Genomic DNA, 22,097 nt, shown 5'->3' with positions numbered 1-22,097 from the left:
CGGGCGTCCGGCATCCCTGGAGCCCTCGACGCCCCGGAGCGGGCCCGCCCAGGGCCTGTCGTCAACCTGCCGTCGTCGCCCGGCAGACGGCAGGTTGACGACAGGCCCTAGGATCTTCGGTACGGCATCGCGCGTCGGTCACCGGCCGGGTGAGGCGTGGAGGTGCCCGTGAGATGCCCGTTGGAGGCATTCCACAGTGTCAGTCGAGTTGAATCACACCATCGTTCATGCCCGGGACAACCGGGAGTCGGCCGAGTTCCTGGCCGGCGTCCTGGGGCTGGAGATCGGTCAGGAGTGGGGCCCGTTCATCCCGCTCACCACGGCCAACGGAGTCACCCTGGACTTCGCGACCGCTCCCGCCGAATCCATCACCCCCCAGCACTACGCCTTCCTCGTGTCGGAGGCGGAGTTCGATACGGCGTACGCCCGCATCCGGGAGCTCGGGGCCCCGTACTACGCCGATCCGCACGGCAGGCACCCGGGGGAGATCAACCACAACGACGGCGGCCGGGGCATCTACTTCACCGATCCCGCCGGTCATGGGATGGAGATCATCACCCGTCCGTACGGAGGCTACGACTCCTGACGGCGGGCGCCTGTCCGGGGGCCCGGCCGGATCCGCCGCACGCGGGGTCCGGCCGGGCCCTTCGGCGTCCTCAGGTGACCGGGAGCAGCAGTTCGGGCCGGTCCCACATCACGGCGGGCGGTGCGGCTCGCTCGGTGCCGGTCCGCAGGGCGCCCACGCTGCGGTAGAAGCCCTCGGCCGGCGGGTGCGAGACGATGCGCACACCGGTGAGCCCGGCCCGGCGCGCCTCGTCCCTCAGATGTCCGGCCAGCAGGCGCCCGATGCCGCCGCCCTGCACGTCGTCGGCGACGAACATGAGGTCGAGCTCGGGCGGATCCAGGACGAGTGAGTAGAAGCCGAGCAGCCGTCCGGTGGCCTCCTCGACGGCTGTGAAGACCCGGTGCGTCTCGATGTAGTCGGGGCCCACCCGGTATCCGGCGACCATCGGGGCGTACGGCCCTTCGTAGGCCCGCGAGGCCTGGACCAGACGGGTCAGCCGCCGCGCATCCCGGGCGACCGCGCGCCTGATCCGTACGCCTTCACCCGGCGCCGGACGCCCCGACTGCGTAACACTTGATCTCATCCGTCGAGTATTACGCACCCGAGGCGGGGGGCGGCGGGGGGTCCGCCTGCGGCCGGCTCAGCAGGAGTCGCGCGCGGCGCGCCACTCCCCGGTCAGGGCGTCGACGTCGAACGGCTTGAGGTTCAGGAGCGGTCCCGGCGGGGGCCGCCTGATGGCCTCGGCGATCTTCTCGTTCACCTCGGTCAGCCTCCGGCGCACCTCGGCCTCCGTGCGGACCTGGGGCAGCGCCGCGAGGACGTCCTCCGCCTCCTTGCGCAGGGCCAGCGTCGGCGGAAGCACCGACACCCCCTCGCGCTGCATCTTCGACTTGATCCACCACGTCTCGTCGTAGGGGCGGTCGAGACCATCGAGCGGTTTGCCGAATCCCGGCAGCTGGGAGAAGTCACCACGCTGTTCGGATTCGCGGATCTGCTTGTCGACCCAGGACTCGAAGCTGATGCCTGCAGGTTTGCGTTCGGTCACCGTGACGCCCCTCTCGGAGAATTCCTGATGCGCCCCTCCACGATACCGAGGCGCCCCGTGCCGATCGGCGACGGGAGGCGCCATGAAGCCTTCGTACCCTTCTTGCCTCCGAACTGCCGGCGAGCAACTCGTGCTGTCGGGGCATGAATCCGTGCGGCGGGGTACACGAGCGGCACGCCCGGACGGACCCCGTCCGGGCAGGGACCGAAAGGAATGGTGAGCATGACCACTGTCGTGATCATCGTCGCGGTCGTTCTGGTGGTGGCCGCCGGGCTCTTCTTCGCCTTCGGCCGGCAGCCGGGCGGCCGCGGCCTGCAGCGCCGCTTCGGACCGGAGTACGACCGGACCGTCGCGCGTCACGACGGCGATGCCAAGGCCGCCGAGCGCGAGCTGAGCGAACGGTTGAAGCGGCACCGTTCCCTCGATGAGCGTCCCCTGTCGCCGGAGGCCCGTGCGCAGTACGCCGAGCGCTGGACCCGGATTCAGGGCGGGTTCGTCGATGCGCCGCAGCAGGCCGTCGCCGACGCCGACACCCTCCTCGCGGAGCTGGCCAGGGACACCGGATTCCCCGACGGCCGGGACTTCGAGGAGCAGACGGCGGCGCTCTCCGTCCACCACGCGGAACACATCAACGGCTACCGCCGGGTGCACGCCGTCCAGCGCGGCGAGGGCAGCACGGAGGAGATGCGCGAGGCCATGATCGAGGCCCGCGGCCTCTTCGACGTACTGGTCTCCAACGGCACCCGGAGCCCGGTCCACCGGGACCGGCACCACGCGGAAGGAAGTGGCACAGCATGACGTACGAGACCGAGCGCACACCCCGCACCCCCACCGTCTCCCCCACACCCCCCGAGCAGCCGCCGGTGACCGCCGGGCAGCCTCCGGCCACCACCGGCCGGACCGGGGAACGGGCTCCGCTCACCACCGACCGGACCACCGAACCATCGCCGGTCGCCACCGACCGGACCACCGGGTGGTCCCCCGCAGACGACCGGCTCGCCGGGCAGTCTCCGAAGTCCTCCGAACGACCCGCCGGACGGCCGCCGGTATCCGCCGGCCCGCCCGCCGACGCCGCCGCCGCGGCAAACCGGCCGCTCTTCCCAGAGGGCGACCAGGAGAGGCTGGCGCAGCGGCTCCAGCAAGCGGTGACCGAATTCGTCGAGAACCCCGTGCGCGCGGTCGAGGAAGCCGAAGGCGCCTTCGACGCGGCGGTCGACAGTCTCGCGAACGCCCTCAAGGAGCGCCGGCGCGAGATGGGCGACCAGCAGCGGGGCGGGGAATCGGGGGCCCGGACCGAGGAACTGCGGATCGTCCTGCAGCAGTACCGCGATCTCACCGAACGCCTGCTGAAGGCCTGAGGCCAGTGAGCGCGGTCCGGCGCAGCCGGCGCGTTCCGGCGCTCCGGCTGCGGGCCGGGGCGCCGGCGCCTTTCGCCCGGTTCGTGCCGGGCTCGCGGGGCCCGGCGCCGCGCGCCGATCCGGCGGGCTCCGGACGAAAGACCCTAAGGGCTCACGAGTTCGGTGCGCAGGCGTCGAAGGGTCGCTTCGGGCAGCCGCAGGCCGTCCCGTACGTAGCCGTCGAGACCTCCCCACCGCTCGTCCATGGCGTCCAGCGCCGTGTTGAGATAGCGGGGGCGGACCTCGATGATCGCGGACGCGATCTCGGGGTCGCCGCCCGCGTCGAGGAAGTTCTGCACGTACGGCCGGAAGGCCAGGCGCACCACCGGGTTCACCGCGAGGTACTCGGTCCGCACCGTGTCCCGCGAGGCTCCCAGCAGAAGCAGGAGCAGCGCCGCCGCCCAGCCCGTGCGGTCCTTGCCCGCCGTGCAGTGGAAGAGCACCGGGCACGCGGCACCGTCGGCGACCGTGTCGACGAGGGCCCGGTAGGCGGCGGCGGCCCGGGGCGAGAGCACCATCTGCCGGTACGTCTCCGCGAACATCTCCTCGGCCTTTCCGTCGCCGAGCAGCCGCTCCGCCTCGACGGTGTCGGCGAGCAGGGCGCGGAGCCTGGCGGGTGCCACGCCCGGGTTGTCCCCGAGCACATCCGCGACGAACCGCCGGGCTCCGGGCGGCAGGCGGTCGGGGGCCGAGGCACGTTCGTCCGCGGTGCGCAGATCGACGACCGTGCGGATGCCGAGCGCCGCCACTGCGGCGTCGTCCGCCGGGCCCAGTCCGCTGAGCTGACCGGAGCGCAGCACCCGGCCTGGCCTGACCCGGCGGCCGTGCTGCAGGGCGATGCCGCCCAGGTCGCGCAGGTTGAGAACGGACACTGCCGGGACGTCCCTGACGGTTTGCACGATGAACTTCCTCTTTTCCCGGCACGAATCCGAATTGATGTCGGCCTGGCCGGATCAAAAGTCGCATGAGGTCCGAAAATCGACCATGTGAAACGCCGGGGGAACGACAGGGCAGGCCGGTACGCACGGAGTCGGAAACGAGAGGAGCGCGAGGCGCGAACAACACCTGCGGAAAAGCCCCTTGGCCAATGAGCCGCAATCGACTGTCAGTGACGGTCGGGCAACGAATTCACCGCTCCCGCCGGATCGCCTGGGCCGTCCGGGCCGTCGCGCTCATTCCGCCAGGAGCCTGTTCTTCTGGGCCGCGAACTCGGCGTCCGTCAGAACGCCCTGCTTCCTCAGCTCACCCAGCCGCTCCAGCTGGTTGATCAGATCGTCCGCAGGCGGCGCGGCGGCCTGCCGGCGAGTCTGCGGCTCGGGGGCGATCTGCTCCGCCTCCCGTTCGGTGAACCTCTCCTGCTGGTGCTGCTGGACCCGGCCGCTGACCGCGGAGGCCGTGCCCGCGACCACGGCCGTGCGCGCCATCGCGCCGAGCAGGCCGGGGCCGCGGCGATTCATTCCGGGTCCTCGAAAAATCGGCATGTCGTACGCCTTCCGGTGCGGGAACGGTGTCAGCGGTCGGAACCGACGGCGGACAGGGCCGCTTCGGCGACAGCGGCAGGGATGCGCTCATGGGCGACGAGCTGCCCGCCCGACGCGCGGACGGCCTCGGTGAGCGGCACCGCCCAGAGGTCCTCCCACACGACCAGCGCGGCGGAGCTGCCCGGTGGCACGCTCTCACCCAGCTTCCGGATGTCGTCGTCGTTCAGCATCCCCGTGACCTCGCCCTCGACCGGCTCGAAGGAGACGAGGTCGTCGGGGTCGAGGTCGTCCAGCTCAATGGTCTCGATCGTGCCGTCGTCGGCGCGGTACACGAAGGCCAGGTCGATGATGCGCACCGCCTTCGACGCGACCGCATCGGCCAGTGCCGGCGCGATCGCACCGGTGAACCGGCTGCCGGGGAAGGCGACGACGAGGTACTCGACAGGTCCCACAGCCACGGGGTGTCCTCTCCGGGGGGATGGATTGCCAGCAGCATAACTTCGGTCATTTACTGCCGCACTGTGGCAAATAACCCGTCTCCCTCGATGTGGGGAAACCCGCGCGCCTCACGCGCCGCGTGTTACTCGACAGTACGCAAGGGATCAAGCGCGCTCGGGGAGGTCAAGGTCACAGCCGGTCGCTCTGCTGCGCCTCTAGAATCCTGCCCTAGCATCTGGGCATGACGGTCCTGCCTGCTGACGGGCTTTCGTTGGCCGCCGAATTCCCTGACCCCGCCCATGAGCACTGGCAGAGCCTCGTCGAGGGTGTGCTGCGCAAGTCGGGCAAGGACGTTTCGGGTTCGGCCGCCGAGGAAGCACTGTCCACCACGGTGGAGGACGGGCTCACCACCCGCCCCCTCTACACCTCGCGCGACGACGCGCCCCATGCCGGTGTCCCCGGCTTCGCCCCCTTCACCCGCGGCAGCAAGCCGGAGGGAAGCACGGTGGGCGGCTGGGGCGTTCGGCAACGCCACAGCACCCCGGATCCCGCCCGGCTCAACGAGGCGGTGCTCGCGGATCTGGAGAACGGTGTCACCTCGTTGTGGCTGACCGTGGGGGATGCCGGGGGTGGCGTGCCGGTCTCCGGTCTCGGCCGCGCACTGCACGGCGTCCATCTCGACCTGGCCCCTGTCGTGCTCGACGCGGGTCGCGAACTCGACGCCTCGGCGACGGAGTTGCTGCGCCTCTACGCGGAGCGGGGCGTACCGCCCCGCTCCGCGCGCGGCAGTCTCGGCGCGGACCCGCTGGGGCAAGCCGCCCGCGACGGGGGCGCACCTGAGACGGCGGCAGCCGTCGGCTGGGCGCTGCGCTGCGCCCGTGAGTACCCCGGGCTGCGGGCGCTGACCGTGGACGCGATGCCCTACCACGAGGCCGGCGGCTCGGCCGCGCAGGAGCTGGGCAGTTCGCTGGCCACCGGGGTGGCCTACCTCCGGGCGCTGACCGATGCCGGGCTCGGCGTCGATGAGGCCTGCGCGCAGCTGGAGTTCCGGTACGCCGCCACCGCCGACCAGTTCCTGACGATCGCGAAGCTGCGGGCCGCGCGCCGGCTGTGGGCGCGGATCGCGGAGGTCTGCGGCGCGGCGGATGCCGGCGCGCAGCGGCAGCACGCCGTGACGTCGCCGGTGATGATGACCCGGCGCGATCCGTGGGTGAACATGCTCCGCACCACGCTGGCCTGCCTGGGCGCGGGCGTCGGCGGGGCCGATGCGGTGACCGTGCTGCCGTTCGATCACGCGCTGGGCCTGCCGGACGCGTTCGCGCGGCGCATCGCCCGTAACACGTCGACGATCCTGGTGGAGGAGTCGCACCTGGCCCGGGTCATCGACCCGGCCGGCGGCTCCTGGTACGTGGAGCGGCTCACCGACGAGCTCGCGGAGGCCGCCTGGGCGTTCTTCCAGGAGACCGAGCGGGCGGGCGGCCAGGCGGCCGCTCTGGAGTCCGGCATGATCGCGGACCGGCTGGCGGCCACCTGGGCGGCGCGCAGGAAGGACCTGGCGCGGCGCAAGGAGCCGATCACCGGCGTCAGCGAGTTCCCGCAGCTCACCGAGCGTGCGGTGGAGCGCGAGGCCGCGCCGTCGGCCACCGCGCGCGGCGGTCTTCCGGTGGTCCGCCGTGACGAGGCGTTCGAGGAACTGCGGGCCCGCTCGGACGCCCATCTGGCGGCCACGGGCAGCAGGCCGCGGGTGTTCATCGCCGCGCTCGGCCCCGCCGCCGCGCACACCGCGCGCGCCTCCTTCGCCGCGAACCTCTTCCAGGCGGGCGGCATCGAGCCGGTCCACGAGCCGGTGCGGGTGGACGCCGCCTCGGCCGCCGAGGCGTTCGCGGCCGCCGGGACGGACGTGGCGTGCCTGTGCTCCAGCGACGCGCTCTACGCCGAACAGGCCGGCGAGGTCGCGGCGGCGCTCGTGTCGGCGGGTGCGCGGCGGGTGTACCTGGCGGGGCGGCCCGGCGATTACTCCGGTGTCGACGAGTACGTCTTCGCCGGCTGCGATGTGGTGGCCGTCCTCTCCTCCGTTCTCGACCGTATGGGTGTGGCGTAATGCGGATCCCCGACTTCTCCGATATCGAGCTCGGGCCGGGCAGCGGTGCCGAGGTGACCGAGGACCAGTGGCGGGCGGCGGTGAAGGAGTCCGCCGGGAGCTCGGAGGGCGACCTGCGGTGGGACACCCCGGAGGGCATCGCGGTCAAGCCGCTGTACACCGGCCAGGATCTTGAGGGGCTGGACTTCCTGGGTACGTACCCGGGTGTCGCGCCGTATCTGCGCGGGCCCTACCCGACGATGTACGTCAACCAGCCCTGGACGATCCGGCAGTACGCGGGGTTCTCCACCGCCGAGGAGTCCAACGCCTTCTACCGCCGTAACCTCGCGGCCGGGCAGAAGGGGCTCTCCGTCGCGTTCGACCTGCCGACGCACCGTGGTTACGACAGCGACCACCCGAGGGTGACCGGCGACGTCGGCATGGCGGGCGTGGCGATCGACTCCATCTACGACATGCGTCAGCTCTTCGACGGCATCCCGCTGGACCGGATGTCGGTGTCGATGACGATGAACGGCGCGGTGCTCCCCGTGCTCGCGCTGTACATCGTGGCCGCCGAGGAGCAGGGCGTACCTCCCGAGAAGCTGGCCGGGACCATTCAGAACGACATTCTGAAGGAGTTCATGGTCCGCAACACCTACATCTATCCGCCGAAGCCCTCGATGCGGATCATCTCCGACATCTTCGCGTTCACCTCGCAGAAGATGCCGCGCTACAACTCGATCTCCATCTCCGGCTACCACATCCAGGAGGCCGGGGCCACGGCCGATCTGGAGCTGGCGTACACCCTGGCCGACGGCGTGGAGTACATCCGGGCCGGGCAGGCGACCGGACTCGACGTCGACGCGTTCGCGCCCCGGCTGTCGTTCTTCTGGGCGATCGGCATGAACTTCTTCATGGAGATCGCGAAACTCCGTGCGGCCCGGTTGCTCTGGGCCAAGCTGGTCAAGGAGTTCGAGCCGAAGAACGCCAAGTCCCTCTCCCTGCGCACCCACTCGCAGACCTCGGGCTGGTCGCTGACCGCGCAGGACGTCTTCAACAACGTCACCCGCACGTGCGTCGAGGCGATGGCGGCGACCCAGGGGCACACCCAGTCCCTGCACACCAACGCCCTGGACGAAGCCCTCGCCCTGCCCACCGACTTCTCCGCCCGCATCGCCCGCAACACCCAGCTGCTCCTCCAGCAGGAGTCCGGCACCACCCGCGTCATCGACCCGTGGGGCGGCAGCGCCTACGTGGAGAAGCTCACCTACGACCTGGCACGGCGGGCCTGGCAGCACATCGAGGAGGTCGAGGCGGCGGGCGGCATGGCCAAGGCCATCGACGCCGGCATCCCGAAGCTGCGCATCGAGGAAGCCGCCGCCCGCACCCAGGCCCGCATCGACTCCGGCCGCCAGCCCGTCATCGGCGTCAACAAGTACCGCGTCGAGACCGACGAGAAGATCGACGTCCTCAAGGTCGACAACTCCTCCGTCCGCACCCAGCAGATCGAGAAGCTGCGCCGGCTGCGCGAGGAGCGCAACGAGCAGGCCACCCAGGACGCGCTGCGCGCGCTGACGGAGGCGGCAGGACGCGAGCCGGGCCCCGGACTGGAGGGAAACCTGCTGGCACTGGCGGTCGACGCGGCGCGGGCGATGGCCACCGTGGGCGAGATCTCGGACGCGCTGGAGAAGGTGTACGGCCGGCACGCGGGCCAGATCCGTACGATCTCCGGTGTGTACCGCAACGAGGCAGGGGAGTCGCCGTCCGTGGACCGCACCCGCGCACTGGTCGACGCGTTCGAGGAGGCGGAGGGACGCCGTCCGCGCATCCTGGTCGCCAAGATGGGCCAGGACGGGCACGACCGGGGGCAGAAGGTGATCGCGACCGCCTTCGCCGACCTGGGCTTCGACGTCGACGTCGGCCCGCTCTTCCAGACCCCGGGCGAGGTCGCCCGGCAGGCGGTAGAGGCGGACGTGCACATCGTGGGCGTCTCGTCCCTGGCCGCCGGCCACCTCACCCTCGTTCCCGCGCTGCGCGAGGAACTGGCGGCCGAGGGGCGCGAGGACATCATGATCGTGGTGGGCGGGGTCATCCCGCCGCAGGACATCGACGCGCTCCACGAGGCCGGTGCCGCAGCCGTGTTCCCGCCCGGGACGGTGATCCCGGACGCGGCCCACGATCTGGTGACGCGGCTCGGTGCCTCACTCGGCCACGAGCTGTGAGCCGCTGAACCATGGCCCCGAAGATCGATCTCGACAGCTACACGAAGGGGGTACTCGACGGGAAGCGGGCGCACATCGCGCGCGCGATCACACTCGTCGAGTCCACCCGGCCCGATCACCGGGCGCTGGCCCAGCAGTTGCTGCGCGAGCTCCTGCCGCACTCCGGCAGCGCCCGCCGCATCGGTATCAGCGGTGTGCCCGGAGTCGGCAAGTCCACATTCATCGACGCCCTCGGCACGATGCTCACCGGCCTCGGGCACCGGGTCGCGGTGCTGGCCGTCGACCCGTCGTCCAGCCGTACGGGCGGCTCCATCCTGGGTGACAAGACCCGGATGGAGCGGCTCGCGGTGGACCCGGCGGCGTTCGTGCGCCCCTCCCCCACCGCCGGCACGCTGGGCGGAGTGGCGAAGGCGACCCGCGAGTCCATCGTGGTGATGGAGGCCGCGGGGTACGACGTGGTGCTGGTGGAGACGGTGGGGGTCGGCCAGTCGGAGACGGCGGTCTCCAACATGGTCGACACGTTTCTGCTGCTGACCCTGGCCCGCACCGGTGACCAGCTGCAGGGCATCAAGAAGGGCGTGCTGGAGCTGGCCGACGCCATCGCGGTGAACAAGGCCGACGGTCCGCACGAGCGTGATGCCCGCTCCGCCGCCCGCGAACTGGCGGGCGCGCTGCGGCTGATGCACCCGGCGGACGCGGCCTGGACCCCGCCGGTACTGACGTGCAGCGCCCGCGAGGGCAGCGGCCTCGACACCCTGTGGGAGCGGCTGGAACAGCACCGGACGCTGCTCACGTCGACCGGCCGGCTGACGGCCAAGCGCCGTGAGCAGCAGGTCGACTGGACCTGGACGATGGTGCGCGACGAGCTGCTGGAGAGCCTGCGCAGCCACCCCGGAGTGCGCGCGCTCGCACCGGAGCTCGAACTGCGGGTCCGGGAGGGCACCCTGCCGGCCACGCTGGCCGCCGAGCAGATCCTGGCGGCGTTCCGGTCCTGAGGCAGTGTCCGGTCAGGCGCGGCCGGAGGGAAATTGAGCTGCGGCGGGAGTTCGGACCTATCCATACTGGGCGGGCCCGAACTCCCGAACTCCTGAGGAACTCCCCCGCGTGCAGGCCGCCGTCACCGTCACACCCGCCCAGATACCCGAGCTGCTGCTCGGTCTCGCCACCGTACGGCCGGTGTTCCTCTGGGGAGCGCCGGGCATCGGGAAGTCCTCGCTCGTGCGGAGCTTCGCCGAGTCGCTCGGGCTGGAGTGCGTCAGCATGCTCGGCACGCAGCTCGCGCCCGAGGACCTGATCGGCGTACCGCAGATCCGGGACGGCCGCTCCGTGTTCTGCCCGCCCGAGGCCATCGCCCGCGACGAGCCCTACTGTCTCTTCCTCGACGAGCTCAACGCCGCCACCCCCGATGTCCAGAAGGCCTTCTACTCCCTCATCCTGGACCGCCGGATCGGCTCGTACGAGCTGCCCGCCGGATCGATCGTCATCGGGGCCGGCAACAGGGCCACCGACAACGCCCTGGCCCGGCCCATCGCTTCCGCGCTGGTCAACCGCCTCACCCACGTCCATCTGCGGGCCTCGTCGGCGGACTGGCTGGTGTGGGCGGGCGAGAACGGCATCCACCCCTGGGTGACCGACTACCTGACCGACCGTCCCGACCACCTGTGGTCGCAGCCGCCCAAGACCGAGGAGCCGTTCTCCACGCCGCGCTCCTGGCACATGCTCTCCGACGCCCTGCACTCCTTCGGGCCGGAGATCGGCGAGGAGACGCTGAAGGTGATCGTGCACGGCACGCTGACACCGGCGCACGCCGTCTCCTTCTGCGGGTACGCGAAGATCGTGCGCCACACCTTCGGGATCGAGGCGATCATGAGGGGCGATGCCTCCTGGCCCACCCGGCTGGAGGACCGTGACCTCCTCTACTACCTGGCGGAGGCGTTCCGCGGCCGGCTCGTCAAGGAGCTGCCGCGCCGGAAGGAGCACGTCTCCGCGTCGATGCGGCAGACGTCGTACCGGGCCAAGTCGCTGCTGGTGCGGCTTGCGGAGATCTCGGTCGAGGTCGCGCAGACCGTCATCGCGGACGACGCCGACGGGCTGCCGGTGCTGCCCGCCTGGTTCCTCGTCGAGGCGGCGCGCGACATGCCCAGGCTGGTCGAGGCCCGGCGATGAGGTCCGGGGCGCGGTCTGCGGGCGGCAAGGCCGGCAAGGGCGGGCAGTCCGACCCGGCCACCGCCGCGTTCGCCGCCGGGCTCGCGCTGGTCAAACGCAACCCCGCCTACGCCGCCCTGGACGCCTCCGTGTGCAGACGGGACGGCTGTGGCCTCGCCCCGAGGGCCGGGCTGGCCACCGTCACCTCCAACGGCACCATCCACGTCCACCCCGCCCGACGGGCGGATCCGGCCGAATGGGCCTGGGCCCTCGCGCACTGTCTGCTGCATCTGGGCTTCGGCCATGTGCCGGCCTCCGCCGACGACCTGCGGGAGCAGCCCGACCGGTTCGACCTCGCGGCACGGTGCGCGGTCGTCAACCGCTTCCTGCTCACCCATCCGACCGGCAGGCCCCCCGACGACCTGCCGGCGGACGCTCCGGGCGGCGACGAGGAGCAGCTGGCAGCCCGCTGGCGCCGCGACGGCATCCCCGCAGCCCATGAGCACTGCGGCACCGCGGGTGACCGTGCGGACCAGATCCTCACCACCTGGAACAGCTGGCAGAACTCCGCCGTTCCGGACTGGGAGACCGCCTTCGCCCATGCCCTGACCCGCAGCGTCTCCGCCGCGATGGACGTGGCGGGCGGCCGCGTCGACCGCACGACCGGGGCGCGCGTGCCCCAGCGCCCCTGGGACCGGGCCCTGAACTGGTTCGTCTCCTCGTACCCGCTGCTGGGCGGCCTCGCCGCGGGGCTCACGGTCGTGGCCGACGCCGAACTCGCCCGCTCTCAGAGCATCGACATCGCCGCGGTGAGCTCTGTCGCGGGCGAGATCTACATCAACCCGCTGCGCACGTTCACCGACGAGGAATGGCGCTTCGTCCTCGCCCACGAGATGCTGCACGCCGCGCTCCGCCACGGCGAACGCCGCGGTGGCCGCGACCCGTTCCTGTTCAACGTCGCCGCCGATTACGTCGTCAACGACTGGCTCGTGCGGATGCGCGTCGGCGACATGCCCGAGGGCCTCCTGTACGACCCGGACCTGCGGGACCTGTCCGCCGAGGAGGTGTACGACCGCATCGCGGGCGACCTGCGCCGGCGCCGCAGGCTCGCGACGCTGCGGGGCAAGGGGGCAGGTGACATCCTCGGCGAGCCCCTGCCGCACTCCGGGGCGCGCCCGTACACCGATCTGGACGACTTCTACCGGCGCGGGCTGCTCCAGGGCTTCGACCTCCACCAGTACGGCGAACGCGGTCTGCTGCCGGCCGGTCTGATCGAGGAGATCCGGGCACTGGCCCACCCGCCCGTGCCGTGGGACGCGCGGCTGGCCCGCTGGTTCGACGAGTACGTTGCCCGGCCGGAGCCCGTACGGTCCTATGCCCGCCCGGCGCGGCGCCAGGCATCGACCCCCGGCATCCCGAGGGCGGGCCGGTACTTCCCGCCCGAGGAGACGGCCCGGTGCACCTTCGGCGTGGTCCTGGACACCTCCGGCTCGATGGACAGCGGCCTGCTCGGCAAGGCTCTCGGCGCCATCGCCTCCTACGCCGATGCGCGCGACGTCCCGGCGGCGCGGGTGGTCTTCTGCGACGCGGCAGCGTACGACGCGGGCTACCTGCCACCGGCCGAGATCGCCGGCAGAGTACGGGTACGCGGCCGAGGCGGAACCGAACTCCAGCCGGCAGTCGACCTGTTGCACAGGGCGGACGACTTTCCGCCGACGGCCCCGCTGCTCGTCATCACCGACGGCCGGTGCGACACCCTGCGGATCCGGCGGGAGCACGCCTTCCTGATCCCGCAGGGCGCGTCGCTGCCGTTCACCCCGCGCGGCCCGGTGTTCCGGCTGAGCTGAGCCCGCGACCCCTGCGGCGCCTGCGGACCCGGGCTGCCGGCGCCGGACCGTGACCTGTGTGCGCGGGCCGTGCTACATTGCCATCGGTACATGTGTACGCCTTGAGATTCAGGCGCCGGTACCGGTTCATTTCTCATCACGCCGACGCGCCCGTCCTCAGGACCGGCAATCCGGCGTCATCACGTTCATTCCTCAGTCCGGTACGGGCTCTCCCGCCGGCCTTTCCTGCCCGTCGTCCGGGGCGTGAGATCTCCGCCCCCGTTTCTGCCGGGCCCCTTCATTCGCATGTCCGCGAAAGGACCACCCCGCATGACCACCACACTCGAGAACCCCGTATCCACCGAGCCCGCCGCCCGCACCACCGCGGCAGGCATCCTCGACATCACCCACCAGGGGCACGGCACCCTGCGGCCCGCCGACGGGCACGCCACCGCCCGCGACGTCCAGGTGCCGGCCACGGTCATCCGACGGCACGGCCTGCGCAAGGGCGACGCCGTCGAGGGGACCTGCGACCGGCCCCGCGCCCTGAGCGCCGTCGTCCGCGTCAACGGCCTCCCCCCGCAGGCCCTTCGGGGCCGGCCGCACTTCCGCGACCTCACCCCGCTCCACCCCCGGCGGCGGCTGCGCCTGGAAACCCCCTCGGGCAGCCCGTCGACGCGCGTCGTCGACCTCGTCGCCCCGATCGGCAAGGGCCAGCGCGGGCTCATCGTGGCCCCGCCCAGGACCGGCAAGACGGTCCTGCTCCAGCAGATCGCGGCCTCGGTCGCCGAGAACCACCCCGAGTGCCACCTCATGGTGGTGCTGCTCGACGAGCGGCCCGAGGAGGTCACCGACATGCGGCGCTCGGTGCGGGGCGAGGTCTACGCCTCGACCTTCGACCGGCCCGCCAAGGAGCACATCGCGCTGGCGGAGCTCGCGCTCGAACGCGCCAAGCGGCTGGTCGAGCAGGGCCGGGACGTCGTCATCCTGCTGGACTCCCTCACCCGGCTGTGCCGGGCCCACAACAACGCGGCCTCGGCCGGCGGCCGCACCCTCAGCGGCGGTGTCGACGCGGCGGCACTGCTCGGGCCCAAGCGCCTCTTCGGTGCCGCACGGCTCACCGAGGAGGGCGGCTCCCTCACCATCCTGGCCACGGCCCTGGTGGACACCGGCTCCCGCGCCGACGAGTACTTCTTCGAGGAGCTGAAGGGGACCGGCAACATGGAGCTGCGCCTGGACCGCACCCTCGCCGAGAAGCGCGTCCACCCGGCCGTGAACATCGCGGCCTCCGGGACCCGCCGCGACGAACTCCTCGTGCCGGCCGGGGAACTGACCGCCGTACGCGGCCTGCGGCGCGCCCTGCACTCCAGGGACGCGCAGACCTCGCTCGAAACGCTGCTGGACCGGCTCCGGCGCACCCCCGACAACGCCGCCTTCCTCGAACTGATCCGCAACACGGTGCCTGCCGCCTGAACGACGGTCATGCGTCCTGGGGCGTGTCCGCAAAGTCACCTCGCCCGCCTGGAATGCCTGCCAGGCGGCGCGGGGCAGGCGAGACTTCGCGGACACCACCTAGCATGTAGCGGCACTTACCAGCAGAGGGAGAGCAGCCACATGGAATTCCGCCGACTCGGCCGCAGCGGTCTGACGATCAGCGAGATCGCGTACGGGAACTGGCTCACCCACGGCTCCCAGGTGGAGGAGGACGCGGCGCTCGCCTGTATCCGTGCCGCCCTGGACGCCGGCATCACCACCTTCGACACCGCGGACGTCTACGCGCAGACGCGGGCCGAGGCCGTCCTGGGACGGGCACTCAAGGACGAACGCCGCGAAGGGGTGGAGATCTTCACCAAGGTGTACTTCCCGACCGGCCCCGGGCTCAACGACCGCGGGCTCGGCCGCAAGCACATCATGGAGTCGATCGACAACTCGCTGCGCAGGCTGCAGACCGACCACGTCGACCTCTACCAGGCGCACCGCTACGACCACACCACACCGCTGGAGGAGACGATGGAGGCGTTCGCCGACGTCGTCCGCTCCGGCAAGGCGCACTACATCGGTGTCTCGGAGTGGACGGCCGAGCAGCTGCGGGCCGGGCACGCGCTGGCCCGCGAGCTGCGGGTGCCGTTCATCTCCAACCAGCCGCAGTACTCGGCCCTGTGGCGGGTCATCGAGGACGAGGTGGTGCCCGCGTCCGAGGAGCTCGGCATCGGCCAGATCGTCTGGTCGCCGATCGCGCAGGGCGCGCTCACCGGCAAGTACCGGCCGGGTGCGCCGGCCCCGGCCGGCTCGCGCGCGACGGACGACAAGGGCGGGGCCGACATGGTCGCCGACTGGCTGCGCGACGAGGTGCTGGAGCGGGTACAGCTGCTGCGTCCGCTGGCCGAACAGGCCGGTCTGACCATGGCGCAGCTCGCGGTCGCCTGGGTGCTGCAGAACTCCAACGTCTCCGCCGCGATCATCGGCGCCTCCCGCCCCGAGCAGGTGGCGGAGAACGCCGTGGCCGCCGGAGTGCGGCTGGACGCGGACCTGCTGAAGGCCATGGACCAGGCGCTGGACCCGGTGGCGCGGCGCGATCCCGGACTCACCGTCGGCCACAAGGGCCACAGCTGACCCGAACGCGGCGGGGCCCGGCCGGATTCCGGCCGGGCCCCGCCGTCCTCCCGGGTCACGTCCGGACGCGCGGCTCACATCCCGGTGTGCAGCGCGGCGGTGTGCTCGCGGACCTGTTCCGGGGTGAGGTAGCTGTCGGTGTACTCGAAGTCCCGCAGGGTCGCGGGCTTGCGGGACTGGAATCCGGTGCGGACGAAGTCGTCGCCCGCTGCGGCGTTGATCAGCCAGTTGGTCATGATCCTCGCCTTGGCCACGTTGGTCCGCAGCGCCGACCAGTGGTAGCCGCGGGCCACGGCCTGGGCGCCGATGCCGTGCATCTCGATGCCGAGCGGCTTGGAGACGGCGTCCTTGCCGCCGAGGTCCACGACGAGCCCGAGGTCCTTGTGGACGTACGGCTGCAGCGGCTGGTTGCGGAGCGTGGCCAGGAGGTTGTCGGCGATCTTGCGGCCCTGGCGCATCGCGTGCTGCGCGGTGGGCGGGCAGACCGCGCCGTCGCCCTTGGCCAGGTCGGGCACGGCCGCCGCGTCGCCGAGGGCGAAGATGCCGTCGTGGCCGGGCAGGCTCAGGTCGGGGGTGACAGCGAGCCGGCCGCGTACCGTCTCCGCGTCGAAGGTGGCGACCAGCGGGCTGGCGGTGACGCCCGCCGTCCAGATCAGGGTGCGGCAGGGCAGTACCCGGCCGTCGGTGAAGGTCACCTTGTCGGGGCCGGCCTCGGCGATCGACACCCCGAGGGACACCTCGATCCCCCGCTCGCGCAGCACCTTCAGCGCGCTCTCACCGAGCTTGTCGCCCAGTTCGGGCATGAGTTTGGGAGCGATGTCGATCAGATGCCACTTGATCAGCTTCGGGTCGAGCCGGGGATAGTGCCGGACGGCGTTGGTGGTCAGCCGCTGCAGGCAGGCCGCGGTCTCGGTGCCCGCGTATCCGCCGCCGACCACCACGAACTGGAGCCGGGAGGCCCGCTCCTCCTCGTCGTGGCTGGCGTCGGCGAGGTCGAGCTGCGCGATGACGTGGTCCCGTACGAAGGCGGCCTCCGCCAGGGTCTTCATGCCCCGGGCGTTGTCGAGCAGCCCGGGGATGTCGAAGGTCCGGGTGACGCTGCCCGGACTGAGCACGATGTAGTCGTAGCGCTCGTTGACGACCTCGTCGGTGATCTTGCGGATCACGCAGACCTTCGCGAGCGGGTCCACTCCGATGGCCCCGCCGGGAATGATCCGAGTGCGGTGCCGGCTGCTGCGGCGCAGTGACACCGCGACCGACTGCGGGGTGAGGACGCCCGAGGCCACCTGAGGCAGCAGGGGCAGGTAGAGCTGGTACGAGAACGGCGCCACGAGTGCGATGTCCGCCTCGCCGGGACGGAGCCGGCGTTCCAGACGGCGCACGCACTCGACCCCGGCAAAACCGGCTCCTACAACGAGAATCCTGGGTCGTGCCACAGTGTTCGTCCCTTCTCGGGGTCTGCACGGTCGTCCGTTCGCCTGCCCCGTCGCACGCGCACGTCACCTCTCATTTTCACGAGCCGGCTGAGACTTCGCCTGCTGGGACGGCGAAACGGACGACCGGTACTCACCTGACCAGGTACGTCACCACCGTGCAGGCACCGCCGGCCGCCCCCAGGCAGACCACTGCGGTGGCCGCGACGCAGCGCGCCCTCAGCGTGCGGTAGCGCCGGCTGTACTCGCCGCGCAGCTCGGTGGCGCGGGCGCAGACGCGGGCCAGCATCACCCGCGAGGCCTCGGCCCGGTCGGCCGCGTAGACCCGTTCCACGTCCTCGCGCTGGGCGGTGGTGAGCCAGGGCAGTTCGTCGGTGAAGCGGCGGGCGTGCCGGCGCGCCTGCTCGATCTCGGCGTTCCACAGCAGGTAGCCCTCCATCTGGGCCAGCCCGCGGGCGCTGTCCTTGTCGGGGTCGATGCCCACCCGGTCCTCCTCTCCGCCGGCCCGCCCGCTCACGCCTGCTTGTCCCCCGGAGCCACCGTCACCGAGCGGTCGAGGCGGTTGGACGCGTCATCGAGCTCACGCACGGAGGGGTGGTGCAGGTCGAACGCCGGGGATTCGGAACGGATCCGGGGCAGCGTGACGAAGTTGTGCCGGGGCGGCGGGCAGGAGGTCGCCCACTCCAGCGAGCGCCCGTAGCCCCACGGGTCGTCGACCCCGACGTTCCTGCCGTACTTGGCCGTCTTCCACACGTTGTACAGGAACGGCAGCATGGACAGGCCGAGCAGGAACGAGGAGATCGTCGAGATCGTGTTCAGGGCGGTGAAGCCGTCCGCCGCAAGGTAGTCCGCGTAGCGGCGCGGCATGCCCTCGGCGCCCAGCCAGTGCTGTACCAGGAACGTGCCGTGGAAGCCCACGAACAGCGTCCAGAAGGTGATCTTGCCGAGTCGCTCGTCCAGGATCTTGCCGGTGAACTTGGGCCACCAGAAGTGGAATCCGGCGAACATCGCGAAGACGACGGTGCCGAAGACGACGTAGTGGAAGTGCGCGACGACGAAGTACGAGTCCGAGACGTGGAAGTCCATCGGCGGCGAGGCGAGGATCACCCCGGTCAGGCCGCCGAAGAGGAAGGTGACGAGGAAGCCGATGGACCAGAGCATCGGTGTCTCGAAGGACAGCGAGCCCTTCCACATCGTGCCGATCCAGTTGAAGAACTTCACCCCGGTCGGGACCGCGATGAGGAACGTCATGAACGAGAAGAACGGCAGCAGCACCCCGCCGGTGACGTACATGTGGTGGGCCCACACGGTCACGGACAGACCCGCGATGGCGATCGTCGCGCCGACCAGGCCGATGTAGCCGAAGATCGGTTTCCGGCTGAAGACGGGAATGATCTCGGTGACGATCCCGAAGAACGGGAGCGCGATGATGTAGACCTCCGGGTGTCCGAAGAACCAGAAGAGGTGCTGCCAGAGCAGCGCGCCGCCGTTGGCCGCGTCGAAGACGTGCGCGCCGAACTTCCGGTCCGCCTCCAGTGCCAGGAGCGCCGCGGCGAGGACCGGGAAGGCCAGCAGGACCAGGACACCGGTCAGCAGGACGTTCCAGACGAAGATCGGCATGCGGAACATCGTCATGCCGGGTGCGCGCATGCAGATGATCGTGGTGATGAAGTTGACCGAGCCGAGGATCGTGCCGAATCCGGAGAAGGCCAGACCCATGATCCACATGTCCGGGCCGATGCCCGGTGAGTGGACCGCGTCGGTCAGCGGGGAGTAGGCGAACCAGCCGAAGTCGGCCGCTCCGTCAGGAGTGAGGAAGCCGGCCACGGCGATGACGGAGCCGAAGAGGTAGAGCCAGTAGGCGAACATGTTCAGCCGGGGGAACGCCACGTCGGGCGCGCCGATCTGCAGCGGCATGATCCAGTTGGTGAATCCGGCGAACAGCGGCGTCGCGAACATCAGCAGCATGATCGTGCCGTGCATCGTGAACGCCTGGTTGAACTGCTCGTTCGACATGATCTGCGTGCCCGGACGGGCCAGCTCGGCGCGCATGAAGAGCGCGAGCAGGCCGCCGATGAGGAAGAACGCGAACGAGGTGACCAGGTAGAGCGAGCCGATCGTCTTGTGGTCCGTGGTGGTCATCCACTTGATGACGACGTTTCCCGGTTCCCTGCTTTGTACCGGAAGCTCGTTGGCGTAGGACTCGTCGTCCCTCGCCGCCCCTGTTGTGCCCGTCGTCGTCACTGGGACGCTCCTTCGATTGTCTGCCGCCGGTGGACCGCGCACCCGGCGTGGCGCCGCCTCCACCGGGGTCGGCCGAACGGCCCTGCCCGCACGTCGCGCGAGTTTCCGGTTGCAGCAAACCAGCCGGGTGGCCGCACGGGGTGGCCCTGCGCCCGCCGTGGCGCGACATTCACCCGTCAGGGCGTCCCCCGACGGCGGCTCCCAGCACAGGCCGCCGGAAACGGCGCCGCCCCGGCTCGACGGTGTGTCGGCCGGGGCGGAACGGTCACGAGCGGTGCGGGTGGGGGAAGGGACCGGGTCCCCTCCCCCGTCCACGGCATCCGGTCAGACGAGGCTCGCGATCGCCTGGTTGAACGTCGCCGACGGCCGCATGACGGCTGCGGCCTTGGCCGGGTCGGGCTGGTAGTAGCCGCCGATGTCCACCGGCTTGCCCTGGACCGCGACCAGTTCGTCGACGATGGTCCCCTCCTGCTCGGAAAGGGTCTTGGCGAGCGGCGCGAAGGCCTCCGCCAGCTTGGCGTCGGCGGTCTGCCGGGCCAGCTCCTGGGCCCAGTACAGGGCCAGGTAGAAGTGGCTGCCGCGGTTGTCGATGCCGCCGAGCCTGCGGCTGGGCGACTTGTCCTCGTTCAGGAACGTGGCCGTCGCGCGGTCCAGCGTGTCCGCGAGGACCTGGGCACCGGCGTTGTCCGTGGTCTGCGCGAGGTGCTCGAAGCTGACGGCGAGGGCGAGGAACTCACCCAGGCTGTCCCAGCGCAGGTAGTTCTCCTTGACGAGCTGCTGCACGTGCTTGGGCGCGGAGCCGCCGGCGCCCGTCTCGAAGAGACCGCCGCCGTTCATCAGCGGGACGACGGAGAGCATCTTCGCGCTGGTGCCCAGCTCGAGGATAGGGAACAGGTCGGTGAGGTAGTCACGCAGCACGTTGCCGGTGACCGAGATGGTGTCCTCGCCGCGGCGGATGCGCTCCAGGGAGAACGCCGTGGCCTTCACCGGCGACATGATCTCGATCTGCAGACCGTCGGTGTCGTGGTCGGCCAGGTACGTCCTGACCTTCTCGATGAGCTTGGCGTCGTGCGCCCGGTCCTCGTCGAGCCAGAACACGGCCGGGTTGCCGGTCGCGCGGGCGCGGGTGACGGCGAGCTTGACCCAGTCCTGGATCGGCAGGTCCTTGGCCTGGCACACGCGGAAGATGTCGCCGGCGCCGACGGCCTGCTCCAGGACGGCGTCGCCCTTGTCGTCCAGGACCCGCACCGTGCCGGTGGTGGGGACCTCGAAGGTCTTGTCGTGGCTGCCGTACTCCTCGGCCTTCTGCGCCATCAGACCGACGTTGGAGACCGAGCCCATGGTGGCCGGGTCGTAGGCGCCGTTGGCACGGCAGTCGTCAATGACGACCTGGTAGACGCCCGCGTAGCTGCTGTCGGGCAGCACCGCGAGGGTGTCGGCCTCGCCGCCGTCCGGACCCCACATGTGGCCGGAGGTGCGGATCATGGCCGGCATCGAGGCGTCCACGATGACGTCGCTGGGGACGTGCAGGTTGGTGATGCCCTTGTCGGAGTCGACCATCGCCAGGGCGGGGCCCTCGGCGAGCTCGGCCTCGAAGGACGCCTTGATCTCGGCGCCGACGTCCGGCAACGAGTCCAGGCCCTTGAGGATGCCGCCGAGGCCGTCGTTCGGGGTCAGGCCCGCGGCGGCGAGCGCCTCGCCGTACTTGGCGAAGGTGTTCGGGAAGAAGGCACGGACCACGTGGCCGAAGATGATCGGGTCGGAGACCTTCATCATGGTGGCCTTGAGGTGCACCGAGAAGAGGATGCCCTCCTCCTTGGCGCGGGCGACCTGCGCGGTGAAGAACTCGCGCAGCGCGGCGACGCGCATGACGGCGGCGTCCACGACCTCACCGGCGAGCACGGGGACGGACTCGCGCAGCACGGTGGTGGTGCCGTCGTCGCCCACCAGCTCGATGCGCAGGTTGCCGGCCTCTTCGATCACCACGGACTTCTCGGTGGAGCGGAAGTCGTCGACGCCCATGGTCGCGACGTTCGTCTTCGAGTCGGCCGTCCAGGCGCCCATGCGGTGCGGGTGCGCCTTGGCGTAGTTCTTGACCGACGCGGGGGCGCGGCGGTCGGAGTTGCCCTCGCGCAGGACGGGGTTGACCGCGCTGCCCTTGATCTTGTCGTAGCGCGCGCGGGCGTCCTTCTCCTCGTCGGACTTCGGGTCGTCCGGGTAGTCCGGAAGCGCGTAACCCTGCTCCTGGAGCTCCGCGATCGCGGCCTTCAGCTGCGGGATCGAGGCCGAGACGTTCGGCAGCTTGATGATGTTGGCGCCGGGGGTGGTGGCCAGCGCGCCGAGCTCCGCGAGGGCGTCCTCGATGCGCTGGTTCTCCTGGAGGCGGTCGGGGAAGCTGGCGATGATCCGGCCCGCCAGGGAGATGTCACGGCTCTCCACGGTGACCCCGGCCTTGGAGGCGTAGGCCTCGATCACCGGCAGGAACGAATACGTCGCCAGGGCCGGGGCCTCGTCGGTGTGTGTATAGATGATGGTCGAGTCAGTCACCCTGTGCTCCGCTCCACGTCTGCAACATTGCTTGACATCAAGATATCTCGTGATCGACGCT

Annotated in this window: 19 protein-coding genes; 10 read left to right on the top strand and 9 right to left on the bottom strand. The window is 71.0% G+C overall.

Going from position 1 to position 22,097, the window contains the following annotated elements; all coding sequences use genetic code 11:
* Positions 1 to 196: 196 nt before the first annotated feature.
* Positions 197 to 586: a VOC family protein gene (locus EDD93_RS31565; RefSeq protein ID WP_123528978.1), complete on the top strand. Its 390-nt coding sequence runs from the start codon at positions 197 to 199 to the stop codon at positions 584 to 586.
* A gap of 70 nt (positions 587 to 656) precedes the next feature.
* Here EDD93_RS31565 and EDD93_RS31560 read toward each other — a convergent pair whose 3' ends face one another.
* Together EDD93_RS31560 and EDD93_RS31555 are read right to left on the bottom strand one after the other, a co-directional pair.
* Positions 657 to 1,148: a GNAT family N-acetyltransferase gene (locus EDD93_RS31560; RefSeq protein WP_123528976.1), complete on the bottom strand. Its 492-nt coding sequence runs from the start codon at positions 1,146 to 1,148 to the stop codon at positions 657 to 659.
* 57 nt (positions 1,149 to 1,205) lie between these two features.
* Positions 1,206 to 1,610 carry a DUF1992 domain-containing protein gene (locus EDD93_RS31555; RefSeq protein WP_123528974.1) on the bottom strand — a complete coding sequence of 135 codons (405 nt, stop codon included), beginning with the start codon at positions 1,608 to 1,610 and terminating at the stop codon, positions 1,206 to 1,208.
* A gap of 213 nt (positions 1,611 to 1,823) precedes the next feature.
* Between EDD93_RS31555 and EDD93_RS31550 the strand changes: the two genes are divergently transcribed.
* Both EDD93_RS31550 and EDD93_RS31545 read left to right on the top strand, forming a co-directional pair.
* Positions 1,824 to 2,408 (top strand): hypothetical protein, encoded by a 585-nt coding sequence (locus tag EDD93_RS31550; RefSeq protein ID WP_123528972.1) that lies wholly within the window; start codon positions 1,824 to 1,826, stop codon positions 2,406 to 2,408.
* Positions 2,405 to 2,968, top strand: a complete 564-nt coding sequence (locus EDD93_RS31545) for a hypothetical protein (RefSeq protein ID WP_123528970.1) — start codon at positions 2,405 to 2,407, stop codon at positions 2,966 to 2,968. The genes EDD93_RS31550 and EDD93_RS31545 overlap by 4 nt, the downstream gene beginning before the upstream one ends.
* Before the next feature lie 143 nt (positions 2,969 to 3,111).
* Here the strand turns inward: EDD93_RS31545 and EDD93_RS31540 are convergent, their stop codons facing one another.
* The 3 genes from EDD93_RS31540 to EDD93_RS31530 all read right to left on the bottom strand — a co-directional run bounded on the left by EDD93_RS31540 (position 3,112) and on the right by EDD93_RS31530 (position 4,946).
* On the bottom strand, positions 3,112 to 3,906 hold the full coding sequence (locus tag EDD93_RS31540) for a tyrosine-protein phosphatase (protein ID WP_123528968.1): 795 nt from the start codon (positions 3,904 to 3,906) through the stop codon (positions 3,112 to 3,114).
* A 273-nt stretch (positions 3,907 to 4,179) separates the two neighbouring features.
* Positions 4,180 to 4,464: an SHOCT domain-containing protein gene (locus tag EDD93_RS31535; RefSeq protein ID WP_123528966.1), complete on the bottom strand. Its 285-nt coding sequence runs from the start codon at positions 4,462 to 4,464 to the stop codon at positions 4,180 to 4,182.
* Positions 4,465 to 4,517: 53 nt separating this feature from the next.
* Positions 4,518 to 4,946, bottom strand: coding sequence for a DUF6325 family protein (locus tag EDD93_RS31530; protein WP_185092580.1), 429 nt, complete (start codon positions 4,944 to 4,946; stop codon positions 4,518 to 4,520).
* A 221-nt stretch (positions 4,947 to 5,167) separates the two neighbouring features.
* Here EDD93_RS31530 and mutA point away from each other — a divergent pair, with 221 nt between their 5' ends.
* From mutA to EDD93_RS31495, 7 genes are all read left to right on the top strand, one after another.
* On the top strand, positions 5,168 to 7,027 hold the full coding sequence (gene mutA, locus EDD93_RS31525) for a methylmalonyl-CoA mutase small subunit (RefSeq protein ID WP_123528962.1): 1,860 nt from the start codon (positions 5,168 to 5,170) through the stop codon (positions 7,025 to 7,027).
* Positions 7,027 to 9,228 (top strand): methylmalonyl-CoA mutase, encoded by a 2,202-nt coding sequence (scpA, locus tag EDD93_RS31520; protein WP_123528960.1) that lies wholly within the window; start codon positions 7,027 to 7,029, stop codon positions 9,226 to 9,228. The genes mutA and scpA overlap by 1 nt, the downstream gene beginning before the upstream one ends.
* Before the next feature lie 11 nt (positions 9,229 to 9,239).
* The gene (meaB, locus tag EDD93_RS31515; RefSeq protein ID WP_123528958.1) at positions 9,240 to 10,223 is read left to right on the top strand and encodes a methylmalonyl Co-A mutase-associated GTPase MeaB; all 984 of its coding nucleotides are present in this window, start codon (positions 9,240 to 9,242) and stop codon (positions 10,221 to 10,223) included.
* A 109-nt stretch (positions 10,224 to 10,332) separates the two neighbouring features.
* A complete protein-coding gene (locus EDD93_RS31510) occupies positions 10,333 to 11,394 on the top strand; it encodes an ATP-binding protein (protein ID WP_123528956.1) in 1,062 nt (353 codons plus the stop codon).
* Positions 11,391 to 13,220, top strand: a complete 1,830-nt coding sequence (locus tag EDD93_RS31505; RefSeq protein ID WP_123528954.1) for a DUF2201 family putative metallopeptidase — start codon at positions 11,391 to 11,393, stop codon at positions 13,218 to 13,220. Before EDD93_RS31510 ends, EDD93_RS31505 begins: the two co-directional genes overlap by 4 nt.
* Positions 13,221 to 13,529: 309 nt before the next feature.
* A complete protein-coding gene (gene rho, locus EDD93_RS31500) occupies positions 13,530 to 14,672 on the top strand; it encodes a transcription termination factor Rho (RefSeq protein ID WP_123528952.1) in 1,143 nt (380 codons plus the stop codon).
* 141 nt (positions 14,673 to 14,813) lie between these two features.
* Entirely contained in the window at positions 14,814 to 15,812 is a 999-nt protein-coding gene (locus tag EDD93_RS31495) for an aldo/keto reductase family protein (RefSeq protein WP_123528950.1), read from the top strand.
* Positions 15,813 to 15,886: 74 nt separating this feature from the next.
* Here the strand turns inward: EDD93_RS31495 and EDD93_RS31490 are convergent, their stop codons facing one another.
* From EDD93_RS31490 to EDD93_RS31475, 4 genes are all read right to left on the bottom strand, one after another.
* On the bottom strand, positions 15,887 to 17,248 hold the full coding sequence (locus tag EDD93_RS31490; protein WP_123528948.1) for an NAD(P)/FAD-dependent oxidoreductase: 1,362 nt from the start codon (positions 17,246 to 17,248) through the stop codon (positions 15,887 to 15,889).
* Between the two features lie 130 nt (positions 17,249 to 17,378).
* Positions 17,379 to 17,723, bottom strand: a complete 345-nt coding sequence (locus EDD93_RS31485; RefSeq protein WP_123529488.1) for a hypothetical protein — start codon at positions 17,721 to 17,723, stop codon at positions 17,379 to 17,381.
* A gap of 35 nt (positions 17,724 to 17,758) precedes the next feature.
* A complete protein-coding gene (gene ctaD / locus EDD93_RS31480; RefSeq protein WP_123528946.1) occupies positions 17,759 to 19,489 on the bottom strand; it encodes a cytochrome c oxidase subunit I in 1,731 nt (576 codons plus the stop codon).
* A gap of 324 nt (positions 19,490 to 19,813) precedes the next feature.
* Positions 19,814 to 22,036, bottom strand: coding sequence for an NADP-dependent isocitrate dehydrogenase (locus tag EDD93_RS31475; protein WP_123528944.1), 2,223 nt, complete (start codon positions 22,034 to 22,036; stop codon positions 19,814 to 19,816).
* Positions 22,037 to 22,097 lie beyond the last annotated feature (61 nt).

This window comes from Streptomyces sp. 840.1 (genome assembly GCF_003751445.1).
In the GTDB taxonomy this organism is placed as follows: Bacteria; Actinomycetota; Actinomycetes; order Streptomycetales; family Streptomycetaceae; genus Streptomyces.
This window is presented reverse-complemented; position numbering and strand designations above follow the sequence as displayed.